Source organism: Nonomuraea sp. NPDC050310 (genome assembly GCF_040655795.1).
Classification (GTDB): domain Bacteria; phylum Actinomycetota; class Actinomycetes; order Streptosporangiales; family Streptosporangiaceae; genus Nonomuraea.
Window position 1 is genome coordinate 1,058,909 of record NZ_JBFAKP010000001.1, and the last position, 22,315, is coordinate 1,081,223.

Here is a 22,315-nt window from a genome sequence, read left to right on the forward strand (position 1 = left end):
CTTGTCGGTGCCGCCGATTACCCTTGGGTCACTGTGAGAGAGCGAAGCACACGAGACACAGAGGTGAACGTGCCCCGACGCGGTGAGGTGGAACGATGAGCACCTTCGCGGCGTCGCATCTGTCGCCCTCCTACCCCGACCGGGCCGCCTGGGGGACCGCCCCCAAGCTGCGCGCCTGGCAGCAGGAGGCCTTCGACCTCTACAGCCGCACGCACCCGCGCGACTTCCTCACCGTCGCCACCCCCGGCGCCGGCAAGACCACCTACGCCCTGCGCATCGCCAGCGAGCTGCTCGACCTCGGCGTCATCAAGGCGATCACCATCGTCACGCCCACCGAGCACCTCAAGCGCCAGTGGGCCGACGCCGCCGGGCGGGTCGGCATCAGCATCGACCCCGAGTTCAAGAACAGCCAGGGCGCCACCTCGCGCGACTACATCGGCGTCGCGGTCACCTACGCCCAGGTCGCCATGCACCCGGCGCTGCACCGCGCCCGCACCGAGGCCCGCAAGACCCTCGTCATCTTCGACGAGGTCCACCACGCCGGCGACGCCAAGTCCTGGGGCGACGGCATCCGCGAGGCCTTCGAGCCCGCCACCCGCCGCCTGCAGCTCACCGGCACGCCCTTCCGCTCCGACGACTCGCCCATCCCCTTCGTCCTCTACGAGGAGGACGCCGAGGGCTTCAAGCGCAGCCGCGCCGACTACTCCTACGGGTACGGCCCGGCCCTGCACGACGGCGTCGTGCGGCCGGTCATCTTCCTGGCCTACTCCGGCGAGATGAAGTGGCGCACCCGCGCCGGCGACGAGATCGCCGCCACCCTCGGCACGCCGCTCACCAAGGACCAGCTCTCCCAGGCCTGGCGGGCCGCCCTCGACCCCAAGGGCGACTGGATCCGCCAGGTCATGGCCGCCGCCGACCGTCGTCTCACCGAGGTACGGCGGGGCGTCCCCGACGCCGGCGGCCTCGTCATCGCCACCGACCACGAGGCCGCGCGGGCCTACGCCAAGCACCTGCGCGCCATCTGCGGCGAGAGCGCCACCATCGTCCTGTCCGACGACCCCGGCGCCTCGAAGAAGATCAAAGCCTTCGCGGCCTCCACCGACCGCTGGCTCGTCGCGGTGCGCATGGTCTCCGAAGGCGTGGACATCCCGCGCCTGTGCGTCGGCGTCTACGCCACCTCCACGCAGACCCCGCTCTTCTTCGCCCAGGCCGTCGGCCGTTTCGTCCGCGCCCGCAAGCGCGGCGAGACCGCGTCCGTCTTCCTGCCCTCGGTGCCCAACCTGCTCGGGCTGGCCAACGAGATGGAGGTCGAGCGCGACCACGTCCTCAACAAGCGGCCCCCCGAGGACGGGCTCGACGACACGCTCCTGGAGAACGCCAACCGCCGCCAGGACAACCCGGACGTCCTCGGCGACGAGCTGCCGTTCGAGACCATGGAGACCAACGCCACCTTCGACCGCGTCCTGTTCGACGGCGGCGAGTTCGGCACCGGGGCCGAGGTCGGCTCGGCCGAGGAGGAGGACTTCCTCGGCCTGCCCGGGCTCCTGGAGCCCGACCAGGTGGCCACCCTCCTCCGCAAGCGCCAGGCCGACCAGCAGGCCGCCCGCCGTAGCCAGCCCGCCGCCGCACCGGTCGCCCTGTCGCCGCACGAGCAGATCGCCGAGCTCCGGCGGGAGCTCAACGGGCTGGTCGGTGCTTGGAACCATCGGACCGGGCAGCCGCACGGGGTAATCCACTCGGAGCTTCGGCGGGCTTGCGGGGGGCCGCCTATCGCGCAGGCTACGGCCGAGCAGATCCAGGAACGCATCGCCAAGATCCGCGCCTGGGCCACCCAACGCTCCCGCTAAGCCACCCTTTGGGGGTGCGGGCCTGCTCAATGGGCCTTCGCCCTACGGGCTCGGACTGTTCTCTCGTGGGGGGCAGAGCCCCCCACACCCCCACCTGCCCACCCGTGAGGCGCCTGGACCTCCACGCGCCTCGGCCCACCCCGACGGTCCTCGCTCCGCTCGGGCGCCTTCCTGAGACGCGCCTCCGGCGCGCAGGGGCGCCTGCCGGCGCCTTGTGGGGTTGGGCTTCGCCCTCATCTGCTGTCGCGGCTTGAGGGGTGTGGAGTGCCAGGGAGGTTGTGCCGGCGTGCACAGGTCTCGGAGGTCGGCCCGGCCGAGGAGACCGTCAACCCCGCCCAGGACGACTGAACAAGGTCCGCGTCCCGCGACTTAGGCAGGGCAGGCCGCGGACCCGGCCGGATCGCGTGCGCGCCGATCAGCGTATGCCTCCCGGAAGAACCGCGCTCACCTGCGGCGCCACGGGATCCGCTGCACCCTCCCGGCCAAGGCCGACCAGGCCCGCAACCGCAGGAAACGCGGCTCCCGCGGCGCCCGTCCGCCGAAGTTCGATCCGCAGGACTACAAGGCTCCCGACCGCTACGGCGTCCGACCGGGGGCCTGTCACGCCGGTGATGTCAGGAAGACGTCAGGCAGAAGGGGTGGCCGGCCGGATCCAGGAGTACCCGCCAGCGTCCGTCGCCGGGCTGATGGTCCGGCTTGGCCGCTCCGAGTTCCAGCGCCAGCTCCTCCATCGCGTCGAGGTCGTCAGCGCGGAAATCCAGATGGAGCTGTTGTGGCACGTCCTGACCCGGCCACTGCGGAGCCCGGTATCCGTCGACCCGCTGGAATCCCAGATCACAGCCGGAGCCGTCCGTCAGAGCGACGAACTCGTCCGTACTGAAGAGCTCGCGCATCCCGGTGAGTGCGGCGTAGAAGCCCGCCAGCACTCGCGGGTCAGCACAGTCCACAGTCACCCCTCGCAGTACGGCGCCTGGCAACGTTCGCTCCTTCGGGTCCGCGCGTCTGTCCCCGCAAGCCGCCGCTGCACGCGATCACCGGCCACAGCCACACCGTACCTGCCGCATCCACCGGTGAAGTAGCGGTTTACCCCTGCCTCAAAGCAACGGGTGACTGTGGCCGACGCTTTCGCTACAAGGCGTCCGTTCATCGCTGGGTAGACAGCAACCGCTGCGATGCTCCACCGGCATCGGGTCGAGGGCGGACATGCAGGCGCTGGCCAGAAGCGCAGCCAGGCCAGCGCCAGTCAGGGGGTCAGCGAGAGGCGGTGGCACCCGCTCGCCGGCGTCACTCCCGATCCGGGACGAGAGCCGCAGCGCTCTCGCTCGGGGGTGCAGGGGTGAGAGACATGGCAGGAGAGTATCCGGAAAGCCGCCTTATCTGACATACGTTTCTGCGAGAAAGTTGGTGCTTCTGTCAGGGATGCCTTTGACGGATCACCATTTGTTCGCGGATAGCGGGACGTTTTACCCGCGCCTGCTTGTTCGGGGTCTGCAGACGGCGAGACAGGCGCGGGAATGAAAACCGTTCCTACCCGGTTGTACCGCGAGCGTCACCCCGAAAGGAGGCTCACATGGCCAGGAACGACCTCCGCCCAGTGGTCAAGCTCCGTTCGACCGCAGGCACGGGTCACACCTACGTGACCACCAAGAACCGCCGCACCTCGCCGGACCGGCTGGTGTTGCGCAAGTACGACCCGACCGTCCGCCGCCACGTCGAGTACCGGGAGGACCGATGAAGAAGAACACCCACCCCAGCTACCGCCCCGTCGTGTTCCGCGACCCGGGAGCGGACTTCGCCTTCCTGACCCGGTCGACCGCGACGAGCACGCGCACGATCGAGTGGACGGACGGCAACACCTACCCCGTGGTCGACGTGGACGTGTCCTCGGCGAGCCACCCGTTCTACACCGGCCGCAGCCGTGTCCTGGACACCGCCGGCCGGGTCGAGCGCTTCGAGCAGCGGTACGGCAAGCGGTAACGACCGCGGGGCCGGCGCGCCGAAGCGCCTGGGGGGTCATCGGTGCGTCAGCTCCGGTGGCCCCCCAGCTCTGTTTCCCGCACCGGCAGCCAGGCGTGGGGGATCGATCAGGAATCGAGAAGCCCTGACCAGTGGCCGTGGATAGCGTGAGGACATCCCCCTCCCGGCGACCGGCAAGGAGTGACACGTCATGAGCGGCACATCGAAGGCGGGCAGCGAGAAGGCGCAGCACGAGAAGGCGCGGCACGATGTCTCGGAGGAGGGATTCTCCGAGCAGGAGCGTGCCGCGATGAAGACGCGCGCCGCCGAGCTGAAGGCGGCGGCACGCGGCGGCCGAGGCGCGAAGAAGGCGGCCGCTGACGAGGCGGCGGTGCTGTCGGCGATCGCCGCGATGGCGGAGCCGGACCGGGCGCTGGCCGAGCGCGTCCACGCCATCGTCACCGACGCCGCCCCCGAGCTGGCGCCGAAGCTGTGGTACGGCCAGCCCGCCTACGCCAAGGCCGGGAAGGTGGTGTGCTTCTTCCGCAGCGGTCAGGGGGACAAGGAGCGCTACTCCACGCTGGGGTTCAGCGTGGAGGCGAACCTCGACGAGGACGACGGCATGTGGCCGACCGCCTACGCCCTGACGAAGCTGACCGAGGCCGGTGAGGCGGCGATCAGGAAGCTCGTCCAGAAGGCCGTGCGCTGACGCGGGAGTCTTCCGCGACCGGCTCCGATCGGGCGCATCGTGGTCGACCGCGCCGACCCCACCCAGCACTCCTGGCGGAGGGCCGGCGAACGGCTCGGAGCGAGGTCAGTCCAGGAAGGCGGCCACCTCGGTCCGGGAGGACAGGCCGAGCTTGGTCAGGATGTGCTCCACGTGGGCGTCCGCCGTCCGCTTCGAGATGACCAGCCGTTGCGCGATCTCCCGGTTGGACAGCCCCTGAACCACCAGCGAGGCCACCTCCCGCTCGCGCGGCGTGAGCACTTCGAGCCGGCGCGGGGCACGGGGGAGCGGCGCGAGGTGTTCGCTGCCGTTCTCGGCGGCGAGGACGACCTGCTCGATCGCCGCCCGGAAGCCCTGCGCGTGCCTCTCCGCGTACCGCACGCCGCCGAGCTTGGCGTGGGCGAGGCGTTCGGCGCGCTGGTGGTGGCTTTCCATGATGGCCGTGCCGCTGAGGCGGTTGCCGCCGCCCCACTGCCACAGGCGTTCGGCGGCGCCGAGGAGCCAGGCGACCCGTTCCATGCGCCCGGTCTCGGCCGCGTGCCAGGCGAGGCCCTCCAGGCAGTACGCCAGCCCCGTGTTGTCGCCCAGGCTGATCTTGATCCGCATGCCCTCCAGGAGCGGCTCGACGCACCCGTCGAGGTCGCCGTCGCGGAAGCGGGCGATGCCGATGAGGTAGTGCAGGTAGCCCCGGACCCACTGCTCACGGCTGTGCTCGCCGAGCCGGCGCATGCCGCGCTGGCAGCTCTCCAGGGAGCGGGCGGAGTCGCCGGCCAGGTGGTGCAGGTGGCCTTCCTGGGCGTCGATGCAGACGAGGCCGAGGTGGTCGCCGATCTCCTGCATGATCTCGCGCGCCCGCGCCCCGGCGGCGGTGGCCTCGTCGAGGCGGCCGGAGAAGACCAGGGCGAGATGCCGGTAGAGGTGGAGCCGTCCGAGAAGCAGCCGGTCGCCCAGCCGTTCGGCGAGCGGGACGGCCTCGGCGAGGTCCTGGACGGCGCTGCGCGGGTCGCCCTGGAAGGCGGTGATGTAGGCGCGGACGCCCAGCGCCCAGCCGCGTTGCGGGCAGTCGCCGGGGAAGCGCTCCAGCACCCGGGCCAGCCAGTATCGGGCCTCGGTGTAGAGGCCGGAGATCTGCCAGTAGCCCCACAGGGAGATCGCCAGCTCGGCCGCCGCCTCGTCCTGGCCGGGCTCGCTCAGCGCGTACTCGAAGGCGCTGCGCAGGTTGTCGTGCTCGCGGTGCAGGGAGTGGAAGCGGGCGAGCTGGTCGTCGTCGACGAAGTGGTCGCTGAAGTGCCGGGCCAGCGTGGCGTACCGGGCGATGTGCCGGGCGCGGACGCCGCTCTCCTCGCCGCTCTGGGCCAGCTTCTCGGCCCCGTACTCCCGGATCGTGTCCAGCGCCCGGTAGACGGCGTCGTCGTCGTCCGCCCGGACCACGATCGACTTGTCCACGAGCCCGATCAGCGTCTCCATGATCTCGTGCCGCCCCAGCTCGCCGCCGGAGCAGACCTCCTCGACCGCGGACAGCTCGAACGGCCCGGCGAAGATCGACAGCCTGGCCCACAACACCCGCTCGCGCGGGGTGCAGAGCTCGTAGCTCCAGTCGATCGTGGTGCGTAAGGTCTGATGCCGCGGCAGCGCCGTACGCCTGCCTCCGGTGAGCAGCCGGAAGCGGTCCTCCAGCCGGTTGATGAGCTGATCCAGAGGTACGGCCCGCAGCCGGACGGTGGCCAGCTCGATCGCGAGCGGGATGCCGTCGAGGCGGCGGCAGAGCGCGATGACGCGCTCGCGGTTGTCGTCGGTGATCTCGAAGCCGGGCACCACGGTCGCCGCGCGTTGCGCGAACAGCTCGACCGCGTCGTCGGTGCCGGCCCGCCCCTGGTCCGAGTCGGGCACAGGCAGCGGCGGGAGCGGGCAGGTGTGCTCGCCGGGCACGTCCAGCGGCTGGCGGCTGGTGGCCAGGACGGTGACCCGCGAGGTCTCGCGCATCAGTATGTCGGCGAGCATCGCGCAGTGGTCCACGAGGTGCTCGCAGGTGTCCAGGATGATCAGCAGATGCCGCTGCTGCAGATGGTCGAGCAGGGCGTCGAGCTGGGATTCCCCGGTCTGCTCCGGGAGGCCGAGCGCGGCGGCGACAGTGTGCGGGAGCAGCTCGGGATCCCGCAACCCGGACAGCTCGACCAGGCAGACACCGTGGTCGAACGCGTCCTTCTGACCGGCGGCCGCGCGGAGCGCAATGCGCGTCTTCCCCACCCCGCCCGGGCCCACCACCGTGATCATCCTGGCCCGGACGATCAGCTCGGACAGCTTCTCGAGCTCGGCTTTCCGGCCCACGAAGCCGGTGACCTCGACCGGCAGGCCGCCAGGGCGCCGCCGGATCATGCTGAACGTCATGTCCCTCCCCTACCTAGACGCATCGTACGCACTACACCACGACGAGTAGTGACGAATCGGATATCTCGTGAAGGGAAGTCGGTAGGTGAATAGGTAGGGCACACCGATGCGCCGGGCGGGCCGAAACGGGGATGCTCGAAGGGCCGGCACGCAGGTCCGGTCTACGCGCGGCGGCCGGGACTGGTGGTTTTGGAGGGGCACCGTCCCGGTCGCTGAACGTCAGTGGGTGCGGTCGACCGGGATGCGCTCGCCGGTGTGGCTGTCCACCGCCAGGAACCGGCCCCGCCCGCCGGGCTCCACCGGCACCCGCAGCGAGGCGACACCCTCGGACACGCTCACCGGCACCACCGTCGCCTGCTCGTGCCGGGCGCCGCCCTCGTGCACCCACACCCGCAGCCGGTGCCCCTTCTGCCGCACCAGGACCTCGGCCCGTGCGCACTCCCCGGCCGCGGCCGGCCACGACAGCGTCAGGTGCTCGTGCCCCACCTGTCCCCGCAGCGGCGCCGGGAACCGTTCCGCGCACGCCGCCGGGGGCGCGGGCGCGGGCCGTACGGCAAGCACGACCGGGGCGGTCGGCGGGGAGGGGAGCGCGATGGTGGCGGCCTCCAGCAGGCCGAGAGTCAGGACGGCGGCCACCTTGGCGAGCGCGCGGCCCCTGACCAGGAACCAGAGCGCGAGCGGAGCGAGCACGAGCCAGGCGACGCCGAGTGCGGGCATGAGCATGGGAGATCCTCGGATGCGGCGTGAGAGTCGTTTACCCTCGGTATTAGCTCACATCCGGAGCGTGATCGCCGGGTTAACCGGCTCATGGCCCGCCCATGGCCCACTCCGCACCTTGCACGCGCGACGGTCAGGCGTTGACCGGGGCGCCTTCCAGTACGGCTCCCGCCGCGTCGAGCTCGGCCAGCGCGTGGTCGGTGGTCTCGCGGGCGACGCCGGCGGTCAGGTTGAGCAGGACGCGGGTGGCGAAGCCGTTCTTGATCGCGTCGAGCGCCGTCGCGCGGACGCAGTGGTCGGTGGCGATGCCGACCACGTCCACCGTGTGGACGCCGTGCTCGCGCAGCCACTCCGCCAGCGGCACGCCGTCGCCCGAGGTGCCCTCGAAACCGCTGTAGGCGGCGCTGTGCGCGCCCTTGCTGAAGACCTCCTCCACCGCGGCGACGTCGAAGGCCGGGTGGAAGTCGGCGCCCGGGGTGCCGGCCACGCAGTGCGCCGGCCAGGTGTCCACGTAGTCGGGCTCGGCGGCGAAGTGCTTGCCGGGGTCGATGTGGTAGTCGCGGGTGGCGACCACGTGGCCGTAGGGGTGGTCGGCGACGTGCCGGGTGATCCTCGCGGCCACCTCGGAGCCGCCGGTCACCGGAAGGCTGCCGCCCTCACAGAAGTCATTCTGCACGTCGACGATGATCAGCGCGGTGCTCACCCCTCCGACTCTACGCCCCCACCCGCCGCCACCCCCGCCGCGCCCCGCCGCGGAAAGAGCCCACAGGGGTGCGCCGGGGAGGTGGGTGGCCTCCCACCGAGACGGGCCTCCGAAACGGTGGCGGGCCGGTCAGCGGTCCTCCGGGAGGAGAGGCGTGGGTCAGATGAACTCGGTGGGGATGGCGGCGTAGCCACGGGCCAGGTGGAGGGCGTCCAGGGGAAGGGTGGCGACGGCGTCGCGGTGGCGGGCGCGGGCGGCTTCGAGCGGCTCGGCCCCCACGACCTCGCCGTCCCGGACGAGCGGGTGCAACAGCGGGACACCGCCCTCGGGCGCCACCCCCGAGGTGCTGACCACCTCGGTCTCGTAGCGCCCGGCGGAGTCGAGCACGCGGTAGGCCTCCTTGCGCCCCCCGCGCGAAGGCTTGCCGACCGAGCGTTTGGCGACCGGCTCCAGGGCGCCGCCGGCGGTCTCGCGGGCGACCAGCTTGTAGACCAGCGCCGCCGTGGGCACGCCGGAGCCGGTGACGACGGAGGTGCCCACGCCGTACCCGTCGACCGGGGCGGCGGCGAGCGCGGCGATGGCGTACTCGTCGAGGTCGGAGGTGACCAGGATGCGGGTGGCGTGGGCGCCGAGCGAGTCGAGCTGCGCCCGCACCTCCTGCGCGGCCACGGCCAGGTCGCCGGAGTCGATGCGCACCGCGCCCAGCTTGGGCCCGGCGAGCTCGATCGCGGTACGGACCGCCGACGGCACGTCGTAGGTGTCGACGAGCAGGCTCGTCCCCGGCCCGAAGGAGGCGATCTGCGCCTCGAAGGCGGCCCGCTCGGAGTCGTGCAGCAGCGTGAAGGCGTGCGCGGCGGTGCCCGCGGTCGGCACGCCGTACTGCTTGCCGGCCATGAGGTTGGAGGTGGAGGCGAAGCCGGCGAGGTAGGCGGCGCGGGCGGCGGCGACGGCGGCGCGCTCGTGCGTGCGGCGCGAGCCCATCTCGATGATCGGCCGCCCGGCGGCGGCGTTGGTCATCCGGGAGGCGGCGGAGGCGATGGCGCAGTCGTGGTTGAGCGTCGACAGGATCATCGTCTCCAGCAGCACCGCCTCGGCGAAGGTGCCCTCGACGACCATGATGGGCGAGGCGGGGAAGTAGACGTCGCCCTCGCGATAGCCGTCCACATTTCCGGAAAACCGGTAATCGGCGAGAAACGCCAGAGTCTGCTCGTCCACGATGGCGTGCTCGCGGAGGAAGGCGAGCTCCTCGTCCCCGAAACGGAACCCGGCCAGCGATTCGAGCACCCGGCCGGTACCCGCAACCACCCCATACCGCCGCCCTCCGGGCAGGTGCCGGGCGAAGACCTCGAAGATCGCCCGGCGATGGGCGGCCCCGCTGCGCAACGCCGCCTGCAACATCGTCAGCTCATAGTGATCTGTGAGCAACGCAGTGCTCATACCTGGCCCCAAGGTCATAGTCACGAGTCGAGACTACGGCCCAGATAGGGCAGACTCGGGGATGTGGGTAGCACCGCTCCAATCGCCGTCGAGCGCCCGTCATCGGACGTTCGGCCCGATCTGCCGTGGGTGACCATCGTCTGGAACGACCCGGTGAACCTGATGTCGTATGTGACCTATGTCTTCCAGACCGTGTTCGGCTACACCAAGGAAAAGGCCGAGAAGCTCATGATGGACGTGCATCAGAAGGGCAAGGCCGTCGTCTCCAGCGGCTCGCGTGAAGAGATGGAACGCGATGTGCAGATTCTTCACTCCTACGGCCTGTGGGCGACACTCCAGCAGGATTCGGTCCACTGACATGAGCTCCGGGTTCAAGGCACGCCGCGGGGGCGGGGTCATCGCCAGCTTCGAGCCGGCCGAGGCCTCCATCCTGCGCTCCCTGGTCACGATGGTGCTGGGCATGGTCGAGCCGGCCGAGCAGAGCGACGACCCGCTGGAGCGCGCGCTGAGCATGGGCTCCAGCGAGGTGCCGAGCGACCCGGTGCTGGCGCGGCTGTTCCCGAGCGCGTACGCCGACGAGGAGCAGGCGGCGGAGTTCCGGCGCTACACCGAGACCTCGTTGCGCGAGGCCAAGCGGGCCGACGCGCAGACCATGCTGGACACCGCCCGCGCCGGCCGCACCGAGCTGACGCCGGAGCAGGCGCAGGCGTGGCTGCGCTCGCTGAACGACGTGCGGCTGACCCTCGGCACCCGGCTCGAGGTCACCGAAGAGGTGCACGAGGAGATCGCCACCATGTCGGAGGACGATCCCCGCTACCCCGCCTACGTCATGTACGACTGGCTGACCTACCTGCAGGACACCCTGGTTCGCGCTCTTTGGTAGCTTCCAGCCATGCTGGAGATCTCGCAGGAGCTGGTGGACAAGATCGTGGCCCACGCGCGCCGGGACCACCCGGACGAGGCGTGCGGGGTCATCGCGGGGCGTAACGGCGTGCCCGAGCGGTTCGTCGAGATGGAGAACGCCGAGCGTTCGCCCACCTTCTACCGGTTCGACTCGATGGAGCAGTTCAAGGTCTGGCGGGAGATGGACGACCGGGACGAGGAGCCGGTGGTCATCTACCACTCGCACACCGCCACGGAGGCCTACCCCTCGCGCACCGACGTGAGCTACGCCTCCGAGCCTGAGGCGCACTACGTGCTGGTCTCGACGCGGGACGAGAAGGACGTGGAGTTCCGGTCCTTCCGCATCGTGGACGGGGTCATCACCGAGGAAGAAGTCCGGATAAACTAGCCGGTATGAGGAGCCCAGCCGTGGTACAGAGCTTCCTCTTCGCGCACACTCCCTCTGTCGTCGTCTACGACTGTCGCTAAGGCGAAATACCCGACACCGTAGGCAAGTTTCACGACATATGGAGAAGAGTCATGGCCGTTGAAGTCCGTATTCCGACCATCCTGCGCACCTACACCGACGGCGCCAAGGCCGTCTCCGCCGAGGGCGCGACCCTCGACGAACTGATCTCCGACCTCGAGGCCAACCACCCCGGCCTCAAGGCCCGCCTGGTCGACCAGGGCGCGCTGCGCCGCTTCGTCAACGTCTATCTCAACGACGAGGACGTGCGCTTCCTCGGCGGCCTGGGCACGCCGGTCACCGACGGCGACACCGTGACGGTCCTGCCGGCCGTGGCCGGAGGCATGCGCTAGCCATGCGCTTCGACTCGTTGATCGACTCGGTCGGTCGCACCCCCCTCGTCGGGCTGCCCAGGCTCTCGCCCTCCCAGGACGTCCGGATCTGGGCCAAGCTGGAGGACCGCAACCCGACCGGGTCGATCAAGGACCGGCCCGCGCTCTGGATGGTCGAGCAGGCCGAGAAGGACGGCCTGCTCACCCCCGGCTGCACGATCCTGGAGCCCACCAGCGGCAACACCGGCATCTCGCTGGCCATGTCGGCCAAGCTCAAGGGCTACAAGCTGATCTGCGTGATGCCGGAGAACACCTCGGAGGAGCGCCGCCAGCTCCTGCGCATGTGGGGCGCGGAGATCATCTCCTCCCCGGCCGCGGGCGGCTCCAACGAGGCCGTCCGGGTGGCCAAGGAACTCGCGGCCCAGAACCCGAGCTGGGTCATGCTCTACCAGTACGGCAACCCGGCCAACTGGCGCTCCCACTACGAGAGCACCGGCCCGGAGATCCTCGCCGACCTGCCCACCGTCACCCACTTCGTCGCCGGCCTCGGCACCACCGGCACGCTCATGGGCGTCGGCCGCTACCTGCGCGAGCAGGTGCCGTCGGTCCAGATCGTCGCCGCCGAGCCGCGTTACGGGGAGCTGGTGTACGGCTTGCGCAACGTGGACGAGGGCTTCATCCCCGAGCTGTACGACGAGTCGGTGCTGACCACGCGCTTCTCCGTCGGCTCCGGCGACGCGTTGCGCCGTACCCGCGAGCTGCTGGCCGCCGAGGGTATCTTCGCCGGCATCTCCACCGGTGCCGCCCTGCACGCCGCGCTCGGCATGGCGGCCAAGGCGGTCAAGGCGGGGGAGCGGGCCGACATCGCGTTCGTGGTGGCGGACGGCGGGTGGAAGTACCTGTCGACCGGAGCCTACGAGGGCACCCTCGACGAGGCGGAGGACCGCCTCGAAGGCCAGCTCTGGGCCTGACCAGGGCACTCGGACACAGGTGGTCAGACGGCGGCCTCGATGGAGATGCCGTCGATGATGACGTTCTGCCGCTCCTCCCGCCGGACGGGCAGCCGGCCGGCCACGGGCTCGATCGCGACGCGGTCGGGCCCGTCCTGGTAGACGCGCAGCCCGTCGAGGTCCACCTCGACCTCGGGCGTCGTGTAAGAGCCGCGCAGGACCTCGCGCACGCTCGCCTCGCGCACCGGCCCGGGAGCACCGGGCGCGCGGGTGATCACCGCGTGCCCGTCGGGGTAGAGCTCGACCAGCCGCGGACGCGTGCTCTCGGCCAGGACCAGCCCGGCCGCCGCCGCACCGGCCAGCTCCACCAGGTCGGTGCGCCGCCAGCCGTAGCTCCACACCCCGGCCGCGACCGGCGCCACCTCCTCGACCGGCCCGGTGACCACGACGTCCACGCGCCGCGCCAGCGCCTCGGCCAGCGGCCGGGCACGGGCGGGGCCGTCGCTGACGTACGCGGCCCGGCCGCCCAGCCGGGCGACGGTGTCCGCGCAACGCGCGCGGGGGGTGCCGGCCGCGTCGACCAGGACGCGCACGCGGGCGGACAGGCAGGCGGCCAGCAGCTCCACAGGCAGCACCGACCACTCGCCGGCCAGCACGTCGATGGGGGCGAAACCGGTCCAGCCCTTGAAGCAGCCGATCCTGAGCACAGGTTTTATCTGATCTATTACCAGCAGTCATAAACCTTGTCAGAGGTTGACTTCCCAGCTCACGGGCAAAGAAAAACGGCCGCTCCCCCGAATCGGGGAAGCGGCCGCCGCGCGGGAGGGCGCGTCAGTTGAACAGCACTCGGAGCGAGAAGCTGGTGGTGTCGTCGGTCTGCGCGCTGCTGATGCCGACCGCGCGGAGCACCTCGGCGTTCGCCTTGGCGTCGCCTTCCAGGCTCTTCAGGTAGAACTTCTCCACCTTGTCGAGGTCGACGAAGATGGCGTAGGTGGCCTCGCCGGCGCTCGGGATGGCGGTCTGGAAGGTCTCGCTGTCGCCCAGCGCCCCCTCGGCGTTGAGCGCCTTGGCGTACTCCTCGCTGGAGGCGATGGTCAGGACGCCGTCGCCGGGGACCTTGGCCAGTTCCGGCACGGCGGTGCCGGTGTCGGAGATCATCTTCTGGATCTTGTCGAGCAGCGCCTGCGCCTTGCCCGGGTCGGTGGCGATGCGGAGGCCGACCTTGGGCTTGTCGCTGTCGAGGCCCTCGGCGTCGGCGACGACGGTCAGGTTCTTGCCCAGCAGCGTCGCCAGGTCGTCCGGCAGGGTGAGACCGGCCTGCTGCTTGAAGGACTCGATCATCTGGGTCGCCTCGGGGCCCGCGGCGGTCAGCGACTTCTCGTAGATGCCCCAGTACTTGGTGATCATCTGGTCGAGGCCGGAGATGGAGACCGCGCCGGCGGTGGTGGCCGGCAGCTTGGTGAGGTCGGCCTTGACCAGGTCGCCCTCGGTCTTGAAGTCGGCGCCGCGCACCATGCCGGTCAGCTCGGCGAAGCCGCTGTCGAAGCGGAGCGCGCCGATCAGGCTGGCGTTCTTGAGCTGGTCGGCCATGGCCTTCTGCTCGGCCGGGATGGTCTCGCCGGCCAGGTCCATGACCTTGCCGAAGTCGGCCCAGAAGGAGAGCACGCCGTCGCCGTCGAGCGCGGCCAGGTCGGCGGTGTACTTGGCGTTCTCCGACAGGCGGGAGCCGGTGGCGTACTTGTCGGCGTTGGCCTGCGTGTCGGTCAGGATCGCGTAGTCGTCACGGAAGGCCAGGCCGTACTCGCCGTCCTTGCCGATCAGCTTGGCGATGCCGGCCTTGGCGGCCTCCTGGTCGCTCACCTGCACCGCGACCGCGAAGCCGGGCTCGCCGCCGGCCTGCGCCGGGGGCAGCACCGCGGCGCCGAGACGGTCGCCGAGCCACGGCTCGACGTCCTTGGCGTAGTCGATGCCCTTCAGCCCGCCGCTGTCCTTCTGGATCGCGTCGAAGATGGACTTGCGAGGGTTCTCCTCGCTGTACTTGCCCTTGGTGACGGTGAACTTGTTGGAGATCGCCAGGAGCGCGGCCTTCTGGCCGGCGTCCGGGTTCAGGTCGAAGCGCACATATCCGACGGAGTTGCCGGGAAGCACCTCGTGAGGCTGAGTGCCGCCGCCCAGGATGCCGCTGGAGACCACCGCGTAGGCGCCGCCGCCCAGCAGGATCACCGCCAGTGCCGCCGCGATGGCGACGATCCAGCCCCTGCCGCCCTTCTTGGCGGGCGGCTCGGCGGGGCCGCCGAAGTCGACCGGGCCCTGCTGGTGCCAGCCCGGCTGGGGCTGGGCCGGGGCGCCGTACTGCGGCTGCTGACCATACTGGGGCTGCTGCTGGCCGTACTGCTGCTGCCCGTACTGCGGTTGCTGCTGCTGGCCGTACTGGGGCTGCTGGCCGTACTGCTGCTGGCCGCCGTACTGGGGCTGCTGCGGCTGCCCGTACTGCGGTTGCTGGCCGTACTGCGGCTGCTGTCCATACTGAGGCTGCTGCTGGCCGTACTGCTGGCCGCTCTGCAGGGGCATGGTCGGTGGGTTCTCGGGCTGCTGCCCCTGCTCCCAGCGGTATGCCACGGTGGGGTCATGGTCCCGGCCGTGACCGGGGGGATTGGTTGCAGACATCACTCAACTCACAAAGTGGACTTATCGACCACACGTAAGTTAGCTGATGTTGCTTTACCTTTGCTTGCAGTCCGCTAGACGCGCTCGAGGTCCTTGCGCGAGCCCTTGATGTGCACTTCTCCGTCCCCGTAGGCGTCGACGATCTCCCATGGCACGTAGGTGCACCGCGCATAGAGGACCTTCGTCGCAAGCCGGGAGATCCACCCGAAACTCCCGTCCGGCTCGGGGGTGACGCTCAGCAGCCAGGGCGCCCGGTTGGCCGAGACGAGCAGTCCCATGAGGGTGTGGCTCTGCAGCCCGGTGTCCCGGCTCCGCTTGACCCGTACGTCCACGACGTGGCCCACCCAGACGCCGTGCGCGTCCCATACCGACTGCCCCATTAGCTCCTTGACCCCCGTCATGCGCCTGACTGTGCCACGTTTCCGCAGGTAGACAGGTGGATGACCCGATGCCGTAGAGTATGTCTTTACTAGAATAAAATTCGGGAGTGTGGGATGACCAAGTTCGACGAAGCGACCCAGGCGATCAGGGTGGACGAGCACACCTATGACGTCTGCCTCGACCCTGGCTACTCGATCGGCGGCCCGCTGAACGGCGGCTATCTCATGGCCGTGCTCCTGCGCGCCGTGGTCGACGCCTCGCCGCACGCGCACCCGGTGAGCACCACCACCCAGTTCCTCAAGGCGCCCACGCCCGGACCCGCCCGCGTCCACGTGGAGCAGCTCCGGGCCGGCAGGACCGCGGCCTTCCACCGGGCCAGCCTGGTCAAGGACGGCGTCACCCAGCTCGAGGCCCTGGTGACCAGCGCGACGCTGCCCGCCGAGCAGGAGGTCGTCTACGCCGAACCGGCCGGCCCGGCCCTGCCCCCGGTCGAGGAGTGCCTGCGGCTGCCCGACCCCAAGCCCGAGTCGGGCATGACGCTCAACGCCCAGATGGACCTGCGGTTCGACCCGCCGAGCATCGGCTGGCTGCGCGGCGAGCCCACCGGCCGCCCCGAGTCGCGGGCCTGGTTCCGGATGGCCGAGCCGCAGGACCCCGACCCGTTCGTCCTGGCCCTCGCCGTCGACGCGCTCCCGCCGGTCGTCTTCTCCGCCGGGCTGCGCGGCTGGGCGCCGACCGTCGACCTCACCTGGCACCTGCGCGCCCTGCCCGCGCCGGGCTGGCTGAGCCTGTCCGGCAGCGGCCGGCTGATCGCCGACGGCTGGTTCGACGAGGAGGTCGAGGTCAGAGACGCCACCGGGAAACTGGTGGCCCAGTCGCGCCAGCTGGCTCGCGTGGGTCGCGGCTGACCTCCCTATACGTGCAGAAACGCCTGATGGTTGTGAGGATTCTTACGCTGACCGGCCGCTGAACCTCCCCTACAGTCGGAGGCGTGTCACAGGGGAGCATCGGCATCTTCGACAGCGGGGTAGGCGGACTGACGGTCGCCAGGGCGATCATCGACCAGTTGCCCCACGAGTCCATCACCTACGTGGCCGACACGGCGCACTTCCCGTACGGTCCCAAGCGGATCGCCGAGTTGCGCGCCTACGCCCTCGAGGTGATGGACCACCTCGTCGAGTCGGACGTGAAGATGCTCGTCATCGCCTGCAACAGCGCCAGCTCGGCGGTGTTGCGGGACGCGCGCGAACGGTACGACATGCCCGTCGTCGAGGTCATCCAGCCGGCGACGCGGCGTGCCGTACGGGCCACCAGGAACGGCCGGGTCGGGTTGATCGCCACCCAGGCCACCATCAGCTCCCTGGCCTACCAGGACGCCTTCGCCGCCGCACCCGACGTCGCCCTCACCGGCGTGGCCGCCCCACGCCTGGTGGAGTACGTCGAGCGCGGCGAGACGATGAGCGAGGAGCTCATCGAGGCGGTCCGCGGCTACCTGGACCCCATCCGGGACGCCGGGTGCGACACCCTGATCCTGGGGTGCACGCACTACCCGCTGCTCACCGGCGCCATCTCCTACGTCGCCGGCGACGGGCTCACGCTCGTGTCCAGCGCGGACGAGACCGCCAAGGACGTCTACCGCATCCTGCACGACCGCGGCCTCGCGGCCGGACCCGGCGCCACCCCCCGGCACCGCTTCCGCGCCACCGGAGACTCCGCTCTCTTCGCCCAGCTCGGGCGACGCTTCCTCGGCCCGGAGATCGAAGCGGTCGAACTCGCACCTGTGGGGGGAAGTACTCCGAACGGGAGGCCCCTATGAAATTGACGATCGTCGGTTGCTCCGGCAGTTTTCCGGGCCCCGACAGCCCCGCGTCCTGTTACCTGCTGGAAGCCGGCGGCTTCCGGCTCCTGCTCGACTTCGGCAGCGGCTCGCTGGGAGCGCTCCAGCGGCACATCGGCCTGTACGACGTGGATGCGATCATGCTGTCGCACCTGCACGCCGACCACTGCCTCGACCTGTGCGGCTACCACGTCGCCCGCACCTACGGGCCGGCCGCGCCGTACCCGCGGGTGCCGGTCTACGCGCCCGCCGACGCCCCGCAACGGCTCGCCGCCGCCTACGGCATGCCGGACGAGCCCGGGCTGGAGACCGCCTTCGACTTCATCCCGCTCTCCCCGGGCTCCTTCTACGTCGGTCCCTTCACCGTCACCGCCGCCCTGGTCAACCACCCCGTCGAGGCGTACGGCTTCCGCGTCGCCCACGACGGCCGGGCGATCGCCTACTCCGGCGACACCGGACGCTCCGAAGCTCTGGTGAAGCTGGCCGACGGGGTCGATCTGATGCTCTGCGAGGCGTCGATGCTGGACCGCCCCGACCTGCCGACCGACCTGCACCTGACCGGCCGGTGGGCGGCCGAGCACGCCGCCGCGGCCGGGGCCGAACGGCTCGTGCTCACCCACCTGGTGCCCTGGCACCCGCGCGAGCGCGTCCTGGAGGACGCCGCCCGAGGCGGCTACGACGGCCCGGTCGAGCTGGCCGTCAGCGGCGCGGTCTACGACCTGACCTGAGCCTCGTCGAAGTCGCGCATCTTCACCAGCGGCGACCACAGGATGGGCAGCGCCGCCAGCACCTTCCCGGTCATCAGCACCCACAGCGCCCCTCGCACGCTGACCTGCGTGGCCAGGAACCCGCCCAGCAACCCGCCCAGCGGCACCATGCCCCAGGTCAGGAACTGGGTGGCGGCGTTGACCCGGCCGAGCAGGTGGGGCGGGGTGACGCTCTGCCGGTAACTGGTGGCCCCGATGCCGAACAACGTCATGCCGAAGGTGATCACGGCCGAGGTGATCAGGTAGAAGCTCACCCGCCAGTCGGCCTCGGTCATCGGCAGCAGCAACGCGAACGGCGAGGTGACGAGCAACGGGATCCAGCTGATCCGGGCGGCTCCGAAGCGGGCGACGAGCCGGCGGCCGAGCAGCCCGGACAGCACGCCGCCGATGCCGCCGCCGACCAGCACCAGGCCGATGACGCCCGGCGCCAGGTGCACGGTCTCGGCCAGGAAGAGCACGCCGAGCGCGAGCACGCCGCTGACGAACAGCGTGGTGGCGGTGTGCACGAGCACGTTCACCCGCATGATCGGCTCGCGGAGGATGAAGGAGACGCCCTCGCCGATGTCGCGGGCCAGGCCGCGGCTCTTGCGGGGCTGCGGGAGCGGGTCGGCCGCCTTGATCCGGGTCAGCGCGACGGCCGAGCCGAGCGCCGAAAGGGCGATGACCGCCATGGTCAGCGGGGCGCCGATGATCTGGACGATGGCGCCGCCGATGGTCGGGCCGCTGCCGAAGCCGACGCTCCTGACCACCTGCAGCTTGCTGTTGCCGTCGGGGAGCGACTCCTTCGGCACGAGATCGGGCAGGTAGGTCTGGTCGGCGACGTCGTTGAGCACCTGCGCGCAGCCGACCAGGAGCGCTATGCCGTACAGGGCGAGCATGCTCAGCCCGCCCACCGCCCACAGCAGGGGGATCAGGGCGAGCAGCACGAATCTGGCCGAGTCGGTGACGACCAGCACCCGGCGGCGGCGCACCCGGTCCACCCAGACACCCGCGGGCAGCCCGAGTAAGAGATACGCGACGCTCTGCGCGGCGGCCAGGAGGCCGACCTCCAACGGGGAGGCGTGGAGTGACAGCACGGCGACGAGCGGCAGGGCCACCCTCGCCACGTTGGCTCCCGTCTCGTTCAATATGTGGGAGGTCAGGAAGAGGCGGAAATCGGGGTTCCGCAACACCCCCGTTGTCATTGCGTAAGGATCCCTGTGATTATGCCGGTCGGTCAAGACCGATCTGCCGTGGAGATAGGCTGATCTGCATGTCTCGACAGGATGGGCGCACCCCGGACCAGCTCCGACCGATCACCATCACGCGTGACTGGCTGGCGCACGCAGAGGGCTCCGTGCTGGTGGAGTTCGGCGGCACCAAGGTGCTGTGCGCCGCGTCCGTCCAGGACAGCGTGCCGCGCTGGCGCAAGGGTAGCGGCCTGGGCTGGGTGACGGCGGAGTATTCGATGCTGCCGCGGGCCACCAACACCCGCAACGACCGCGAATCGGTCAAGGGCCGCATCGGCGGGCGCACCCACGAGATCTCCCGGCTCATCGGCCGCTCGCTGCGGCCCTGTGTCGACCTGAAGAAGCTGGGCGAAAACTCCATCGTCCTCGACTGCGACGTGCTCCAGGCCGACGGCGGCACCCGCACCGCCGCGATCACCGGCGCCTACGTCGCGCTGGCCGACGCCATCGCCTGGATGCGCAAGCGGCGGATGACCCCCGGCGACCCGCTCGTCGACTCGGTCTCCGCGGTCTCGGTCGGCGTCATCGGCGGGGTGCCGATGCTCGACCTGTGCTACACCGAGGACGTCTCCGCCGAGACGGACATGAACGTCGTGATGACCGGCTCGGGCACCTTCGTCGAGGTGCAGGGCACCGCCGAGGGCGCGCCGTTCGACCGCAAGGCCCTCGACCAGTTGCTCGACCTGGCCGTGCTGGGCTGCGCCGAGCTCGCCGAGAAGCAGAAGGAGGCGCTGCGCTGATGCGGATCGTGCTCGCCACCCGCAACGCCGGGAAGATCGCCGAGCTGCGGCGGATCCTGGCCGGGTTCGACATCGTCGGGCTGGAGGAGTTCCCCGAGATCGGTGACATCCCCGAGACCGGGCTCACCTTCGCCGAGAACGCGCTGATCAAGGCGCATGCCGTGGCGCGCGCCTCCGGGCTGCCGGCGGTCGCCGACGACTCCGGGCTCTGCGTCGACGCGCTCAACGGCATGCCGGGCGTCTTCTCGGCCCGGTGGTCCGGCAAGCACGGCGACGACCAGGGGAACCTCGACCTGCTGCTCGCGCAGATCTCCGACGTGGCCGCCGAGCACCGGGGCGGCCGGTTCGTCTGCGCCGCCGCGCTCGCGCTGCCCTCCGGTGAGGAGCGGGTGGTCGAAGGGGTGCTGGAGGGCGAGGTCATCTTCGCGCCGCGGGGGAGCGGGGGGTTCGGGTACGACCCGATCTTCGTGCCCGAGGGGGAGAGCCGGACCACCGCCGAGCTCACCGCCGCCGAGAAGGACGCGATCAGTCACCGTGGGCGGGCCTTCCGGGCGTTGTCGCCGATCGTGGCCGAGGTGCTCGCGCCGTAAGGGGTGCGTAAGAACCCCGGTCGCCCGGCGGGCGTAGCGTTCGGAGCGTGGACACCTCTTCTGACGGTTCCGGCCGGGGCTCGTCCGGCGTTCCCGGGCAGGGCTCTTCTGGCGGTTCCGGCCTGGGCTCTGCTGTCGTTCCCGCCTGGGCTGGAGCGCTCGCCGGGCTCTGTGCCGCGCTGGTCGCGCTCGGCATCGCGCAGCTTGTCGCCGGGTTCACCGCGCCGGCCGCCTTTCCGGTCATCGCCGTCGGGGACGCGCTCGTCGACGGGGCGCCCGCGCCGGTCAAGGACTGGGCCATCCGCACCTTCGGCGAGAACGACAAGCCGGTGCTGGTCGCGGGCGTCTTCGTGGTGCTCCTGGCCGTGGCCGCCGGGCTCGGGATCCTCGCCCGCCGCAAGCTCTGGTACGGCGGAGCCGGCCTGGCCCTGCTCGGGCTGGCCGGTGGCGCCGCCGTCCTGACCCGTCCGGACGCCGGGCAGTTCGACGTGCTGCCCACCCTGGTCGGCCTGCTCGCCGGCTACTGGACGCTCAAGTGGCTCCTCGGCCGGGCCACGACGACCACCACCACTGCGGTTGAGTCGGCCGAGCAGCCGCCGGTGCAATGGGCACCTGGGATGGAGCTCAGCTTCGACCGGCGCCGGCTGTTCACCGGGGCGGGCGGTGCGGCGGTCGTCGCCGGGGCGGGCGCGGCCCTGGGCCGGGCCTGGTCGACCGGCGACGGCGTGGAGAGCGCCCGGCGGAGCCTCACCCTGCCCGCCGCCGCCTCCCCGGCAGGACCGCTCCCGGCCGGCGTGGACCTCAAGCTGCCCGGCCTGACCCCGTTCGTCACCCCGAACCAGGACTTCTACCGCGTCGACACCGCGCTGATCGTCCCCCGGGTGGACCCGGCCGAGTGGCGGCTGCGCATCCACGGCCTGGTGGACCGCCCGATCGAGCTGACCTACGACGATCTGCTCAAGCGCCCCCTGACCGAGGCCGACATCACGCTGACCTGCGTGTCCAACGAGGTGGGCGGGCCGTACGCCGGGAACGCCCGCTGGCTCGGCGTCCCGATGGCCGACCTGCTGCGCCAGGCGGGCGTGGCCGCCGGGGCCGACATGCTGCTGTCCACCTCCCAGGACGGCTGGACCTGCGGCACCCTGCTGGACGTGGTGCTGGACGGCCGCGACGCGTTGTTCGCCGTCGCCATGAACGGCGAGGTGCTGCCGGTCACGCACGGTTTCCCGGTCCGCCAGGTGGTGCCCGGCCTGTACGGCTACGTCTCGGCCACCAAGTGGGTGGTGGACGTGAAGGTGACCCGCTTCGACCGGGACGAGGCCTACTGGACGCCCCGCGGCTGGTCGGCGCGTGGCCCGATCAAGACCCAGTCCCGCATCGACCTGCCCCGCGACGGCGCCCAGCTCCCCAAGGGCCGGACGAAGATCGCCGGGGTGGCCTGGGCCCAGCACAAGGGTGTCGAGGCGGTCGAGGTGCGGATCGGCGGCGGCCCCTGGCAGCAGGCCCGCCTGGCCGCGACGCCCGGCCCGGACACCTGGCGGCAGTGGGAGCTCGACTGGGACGCCGTGGCGGGGACGCACACCATCGAGGTGCGCGCCACCGACGCCACGGGCTACACCCAGACCCCGCAGCGGGCCGATCCGGCGCCCGACGGGGCGGCCGGCTGGCACGCGGTGCGGGTGTCCGTGCCGGCCTGACC

The 22,315-nt window shown here is 71.0% G+C and carries 24 protein-coding genes and 1 pseudogene; 16 read left to right on the forward strand and 9 right to left on the reverse strand.

Annotated elements, in window-relative coordinates; translation table 11 throughout:
• Nucleotides 1–95: 95 nt before the first annotated feature.
• Nucleotides 96–1,847, forward strand: a complete 1,752-nt coding sequence (locus tag AB0I67_RS05010) for a DEAD/DEAH box helicase (protein ID WP_357917721.1) — start codon at nt 96–98, stop codon at nt 1,845–1,847.
• Between the two features lie 344 nt (nt 1,848–2,191).
• Nucleotides 2,192–2,385 (forward strand): annotated as a pseudogene (locus tag AB0I67_RS05015) (IS5/IS1182 family transposase); the annotation flags it as partial.
• 76 nt (nt 2,386–2,461) lie between these two features.
• Here the strand turns inward: AB0I67_RS05015 and AB0I67_RS05020 are convergent.
• Nucleotides 2,462–2,800, reverse strand: a complete 339-nt coding sequence (locus AB0I67_RS05020; RefSeq protein ID WP_357918387.1) for a VOC family protein — start codon at nt 2,798–2,800, stop codon at nt 2,462–2,464.
• Between the two features lie 617 nt (nt 2,801–3,417).
• Between AB0I67_RS05020 and rpmG the strand changes: the two genes are divergently transcribed.
• From rpmG to AB0I67_RS05035, 3 genes are all read left to right on the forward strand, one after another.
• On the forward strand, nt 3,418–3,582 hold the full coding sequence (gene rpmG / locus AB0I67_RS05025; protein WP_357917724.1) for a 50S ribosomal protein L33: 165 nt from the start codon (nt 3,418–3,420) through the stop codon (nt 3,580–3,582).
• The gene (locus AB0I67_RS05030; RefSeq protein WP_357917727.1) at nt 3,579–3,824 is read left to right on the forward strand and encodes a type B 50S ribosomal protein L31; all 246 of its coding nucleotides are present in this window, start codon (nt 3,579–3,581) and stop codon (nt 3,822–3,824) included. The genes rpmG and AB0I67_RS05030 overlap by 4 nt, the downstream gene beginning before the upstream one ends.
• Before the next feature lie 190 nt (nt 3,825–4,014).
• On the forward strand, nt 4,015–4,512 hold the full coding sequence (locus AB0I67_RS05035; protein WP_357917730.1) for a DUF1801 domain-containing protein: 498 nt from the start codon (nt 4,015–4,017) through the stop codon (nt 4,510–4,512).
• 105 nt (nt 4,513–4,617) lie between these two features.
• Here AB0I67_RS05035 and AB0I67_RS05040 read toward each other — a convergent pair whose 3' ends face one another.
• The 4 genes from AB0I67_RS05040 to AB0I67_RS05055 all read right to left on the reverse strand — a co-directional run bounded on the left by AB0I67_RS05040 (nt 4,618) and on the right by AB0I67_RS05055 (nt 9,775).
• Complete coding sequence (locus tag AB0I67_RS05040) at nt 4,618–6,918, reverse strand: LuxR C-terminal-related transcriptional regulator (RefSeq protein WP_357917732.1); 2,301 nt, start codon at nt 6,916–6,918, stop codon at nt 4,618–4,620.
• 219 nt (nt 6,919–7,137) lie between these two features.
• Nucleotides 7,138–7,641 (reverse strand): hypothetical protein, encoded by a 504-nt coding sequence (locus AB0I67_RS05045; protein ID WP_357917735.1) that lies wholly within the window; start codon nt 7,639–7,641, stop codon nt 7,138–7,140.
• Nucleotides 7,642–7,768: 127 nt separating this feature from the next.
• Entirely contained in the window at nt 7,769–8,338 is a 570-nt protein-coding gene (locus AB0I67_RS05050; RefSeq protein WP_357917738.1) for a nicotinamidase, read from the reverse strand.
• 159 nt (nt 8,339–8,497) lie between these two features.
• On the reverse strand, nt 8,498–9,775 hold the full coding sequence (locus AB0I67_RS05055) for a nicotinate phosphoribosyltransferase (protein ID WP_357917740.1): 1,278 nt from the start codon (nt 9,773–9,775) through the stop codon (nt 8,498–8,500).
• Nucleotides 9,776–9,838: 63 nt separating this feature from the next.
• On the opposite strand from AB0I67_RS05055, the gene clpS reads away from it, so the two are divergent.
• The 5 genes from clpS to AB0I67_RS05080 all read left to right on the forward strand — a co-directional run bounded on the left by clpS (nt 9,839) and on the right by AB0I67_RS05080 (nt 12,426).
• Nucleotides 9,839–10,132, forward strand: coding sequence for an ATP-dependent Clp protease adapter ClpS (clpS, locus tag AB0I67_RS05060; RefSeq protein ID WP_357917741.1), 294 nt, complete (start codon nt 9,839–9,841; stop codon nt 10,130–10,132).
• Nucleotide 10,133: 1 nt separating this feature from the next.
• Nucleotides 10,134–10,658 (forward strand): DUF2017 domain-containing protein, encoded by a 525-nt coding sequence (locus AB0I67_RS05065; RefSeq protein WP_357917744.1) that lies wholly within the window; start codon nt 10,134–10,136, stop codon nt 10,656–10,658.
• 9 nt (nt 10,659–10,667) lie between these two features.
• A complete protein-coding gene (locus tag AB0I67_RS05070; protein WP_357917747.1) occupies nt 10,668–11,066 on the forward strand; it encodes a M67 family metallopeptidase in 399 nt (132 codons plus the stop codon).
• Between the two features lie 131 nt (nt 11,067–11,197).
• Nucleotides 11,198–11,476 carry a MoaD/ThiS family protein gene (locus AB0I67_RS05075; protein ID WP_357917750.1) on the forward strand — a complete coding sequence of 93 codons (279 nt, stop codon included), beginning with the start codon at nt 11,198–11,200 and terminating at the stop codon, nt 11,474–11,476.
• A 2-nt stretch (nt 11,477–11,478) separates the two neighbouring features.
• Nucleotides 11,479–12,426: a cysteine synthase gene (locus tag AB0I67_RS05080; RefSeq protein ID WP_357917753.1), complete on the forward strand. Its 948-nt coding sequence runs from the start codon at nt 11,479–11,481 to the stop codon at nt 12,424–12,426.
• 23 nt (nt 12,427–12,449) lie between these two features.
• Here AB0I67_RS05080 and AB0I67_RS05085 read toward each other — a convergent pair whose 3' ends face one another.
• The 3 genes from AB0I67_RS05085 to AB0I67_RS05095 all read right to left on the reverse strand — a co-directional run bounded on the left by AB0I67_RS05085 (nt 12,450) and on the right by AB0I67_RS05095 (nt 15,473).
• On the reverse strand, nt 12,450–13,112 hold the full coding sequence (locus tag AB0I67_RS05085) for an acyclic terpene utilization AtuA family protein (RefSeq protein WP_357917755.1): 663 nt from the start codon (nt 13,110–13,112) through the stop codon (nt 12,450–12,452).
• A 124-nt stretch (nt 13,113–13,236) separates the two neighbouring features.
• The gene (locus tag AB0I67_RS05090) at nt 13,237–15,024 is read right to left on the reverse strand and encodes a DUF3352 domain-containing protein (RefSeq protein WP_357917758.1); all 1,788 of its coding nucleotides are present in this window, start codon (nt 15,022–15,024) and stop codon (nt 13,237–13,239) included.
• Nucleotides 15,025–15,146: 122 nt separating this feature from the next.
• Nucleotides 15,147–15,473, reverse strand: a complete 327-nt coding sequence (locus AB0I67_RS05095) for a hypothetical protein (RefSeq protein ID WP_357917761.1) — start codon at nt 15,471–15,473, stop codon at nt 15,147–15,149.
• A gap of 93 nt (nt 15,474–15,566) precedes the next feature.
• Between AB0I67_RS05095 and AB0I67_RS05100 the strand changes: the two genes are divergently transcribed.
• The 3 genes from AB0I67_RS05100 (at nt 15,567) to AB0I67_RS05110 (ending at nt 18,018) form a co-directional block, all read left to right on the forward strand.
• Nucleotides 15,567–16,361, forward strand: a complete 795-nt coding sequence (locus tag AB0I67_RS05100) for a thioesterase family protein (RefSeq protein WP_357917767.1) — start codon at nt 15,567–15,569, stop codon at nt 16,359–16,361.
• Between the two features lie 83 nt (nt 16,362–16,444).
• Nucleotides 16,445–17,269, forward strand: coding sequence for a glutamate racemase (gene murI / locus AB0I67_RS05105; protein ID WP_357917769.1), 825 nt, complete (start codon nt 16,445–16,447; stop codon nt 17,267–17,269).
• The gene (locus AB0I67_RS05110) at nt 17,266–18,018 is read left to right on the forward strand and encodes an MBL fold metallo-hydrolase (RefSeq protein WP_357917772.1); all 753 of its coding nucleotides are present in this window, start codon (nt 17,266–17,268) and stop codon (nt 18,016–18,018) included. Before murI ends, AB0I67_RS05110 begins: the two co-directional genes overlap by 4 nt.
• Here AB0I67_RS05110 and AB0I67_RS05115 read toward each other — a convergent pair.
• Complete coding sequence (locus tag AB0I67_RS05115) at nt 18,003–19,241, reverse strand: MFS transporter (RefSeq protein ID WP_357917775.1); 1,239 nt, start codon at nt 19,239–19,241, stop codon at nt 18,003–18,005. The genes AB0I67_RS05110 and AB0I67_RS05115 overlap by 16 nt on opposite strands.
• Before the next feature lie 68 nt (nt 19,242–19,309).
• On the opposite strand from AB0I67_RS05115, the gene rph reads away from it, so the two are divergent.
• The 3 genes from rph to AB0I67_RS05130 are packed head-to-tail and all read left to right on the forward strand — an operon-like array spanning nt 19,310 to nt 22,313.
• Nucleotides 19,310–20,026, forward strand: a complete 717-nt coding sequence (gene rph, locus AB0I67_RS05120) for a ribonuclease PH (protein ID WP_357917778.1) — start codon at nt 19,310–19,312, stop codon at nt 20,024–20,026.
• Nucleotides 20,026–20,616 (forward strand): RdgB/HAM1 family non-canonical purine NTP pyrophosphatase, encoded by a 591-nt coding sequence (rdgB, locus tag AB0I67_RS05125; RefSeq protein WP_357917781.1) that lies wholly within the window; start codon nt 20,026–20,028, stop codon nt 20,614–20,616. Before rph ends, rdgB begins: the two co-directional genes overlap by 1 nt.
• A gap of 47 nt (nt 20,617–20,663) precedes the next feature.
• A complete protein-coding gene (locus AB0I67_RS05130; RefSeq protein ID WP_357917784.1) occupies nt 20,664–22,313 on the forward strand; it encodes a molybdopterin-dependent oxidoreductase in 1,650 nt (549 codons plus the stop codon).
• The last annotated feature ends 2 nt before the right edge of the window (nt 22,314–22,315 follow it).

What these genes read in the sequence shown, in the direction of transcription:
- AB0I67_RS05010 (WP_357917721.1), top strand. Translation starts at nt 96, where the DNA reads ATGAGCACCTTCGCGGCGTCGCATCTGTCGCCCTCCTACCCCGACCGG.
- rpmG (WP_357917724.1), top strand. Translation starts at nt 3,418, where the DNA reads ATGGCCAGGAACGACCTCCGCCCAGTGGTCAAGCTCCGTTCGACCGCA.
- AB0I67_RS05030 (WP_357917727.1), top strand. Translation starts at nt 3,579, where the DNA reads ATGAAGAAGAACACCCACCCCAGCTACCGCCCCGTCGTGTTCCGCGAC.
- AB0I67_RS05035 (WP_357917730.1), top strand. Translation starts at nt 4,015, where the DNA reads ATGAGCGGCACATCGAAGGCGGGCAGCGAGAAGGCGCAGCACGAGAAG.
- AB0I67_RS05040 (WP_357917732.1), bottom strand. Translation starts at nt 6,918, where the DNA reads ATGACGTTCAGCATGATCCGGCGGCGCCCTGGCGGCCTGCCGGTCGAG.
- AB0I67_RS05045 (WP_357917735.1), bottom strand. Translation starts at nt 7,641, where the DNA reads ATGCTCATGCCCGCACTCGGCGTCGCCTGGCTCGTGCTCGCTCCGCTC.
- AB0I67_RS05055 (WP_357917740.1), bottom strand. Translation starts at nt 9,775, where the DNA reads ATGAGCACTGCGTTGCTCACAGATCACTATGAGCTGACGATGTTGCAG.
- AB0I67_RS05065 (WP_357917744.1), top strand. Translation starts at nt 10,134, where the DNA reads ATGAGCTCCGGGTTCAAGGCACGCCGCGGGGGCGGGGTCATCGCCAGC.
- AB0I67_RS05070 (WP_357917747.1), top strand. Translation starts at nt 10,668, where the DNA reads ATGCTGGAGATCTCGCAGGAGCTGGTGGACAAGATCGTGGCCCACGCG.
- AB0I67_RS05075 (WP_357917750.1), top strand. Translation starts at nt 11,198, where the DNA reads ATGGCCGTTGAAGTCCGTATTCCGACCATCCTGCGCACCTACACCGAC.
- AB0I67_RS05080 (WP_357917753.1), top strand. Translation starts at nt 11,479, where the DNA reads ATGCGCTTCGACTCGTTGATCGACTCGGTCGGTCGCACCCCCCTCGTC.
- AB0I67_RS05095 (WP_357917761.1), bottom strand. Translation starts at nt 15,473, where the DNA reads ATGACGGGGGTCAAGGAGCTAATGGGGCAGTCGGTATGGGACGCGCAC.
- AB0I67_RS05100 (WP_357917767.1), top strand. Translation starts at nt 15,567, where the DNA reads ATGACCAAGTTCGACGAAGCGACCCAGGCGATCAGGGTGGACGAGCAC.
- AB0I67_RS05110 (WP_357917772.1), top strand. Translation starts at nt 17,266, where the DNA reads ATGAAATTGACGATCGTCGGTTGCTCCGGCAGTTTTCCGGGCCCCGAC.
- AB0I67_RS05115 (WP_357917775.1), bottom strand. Translation starts at nt 19,241, where the DNA reads ATGACAACGGGGGTGTTGCGGAACCCCGATTTCCGCCTCTTCCTGACC.
- rph (WP_357917778.1), top strand. Translation starts at nt 19,310, where the DNA reads ATGTCTCGACAGGATGGGCGCACCCCGGACCAGCTCCGACCGATCACC.
- rdgB (WP_357917781.1), top strand. Translation starts at nt 20,026, where the DNA reads ATGCGGATCGTGCTCGCCACCCGCAACGCCGGGAAGATCGCCGAGCTG.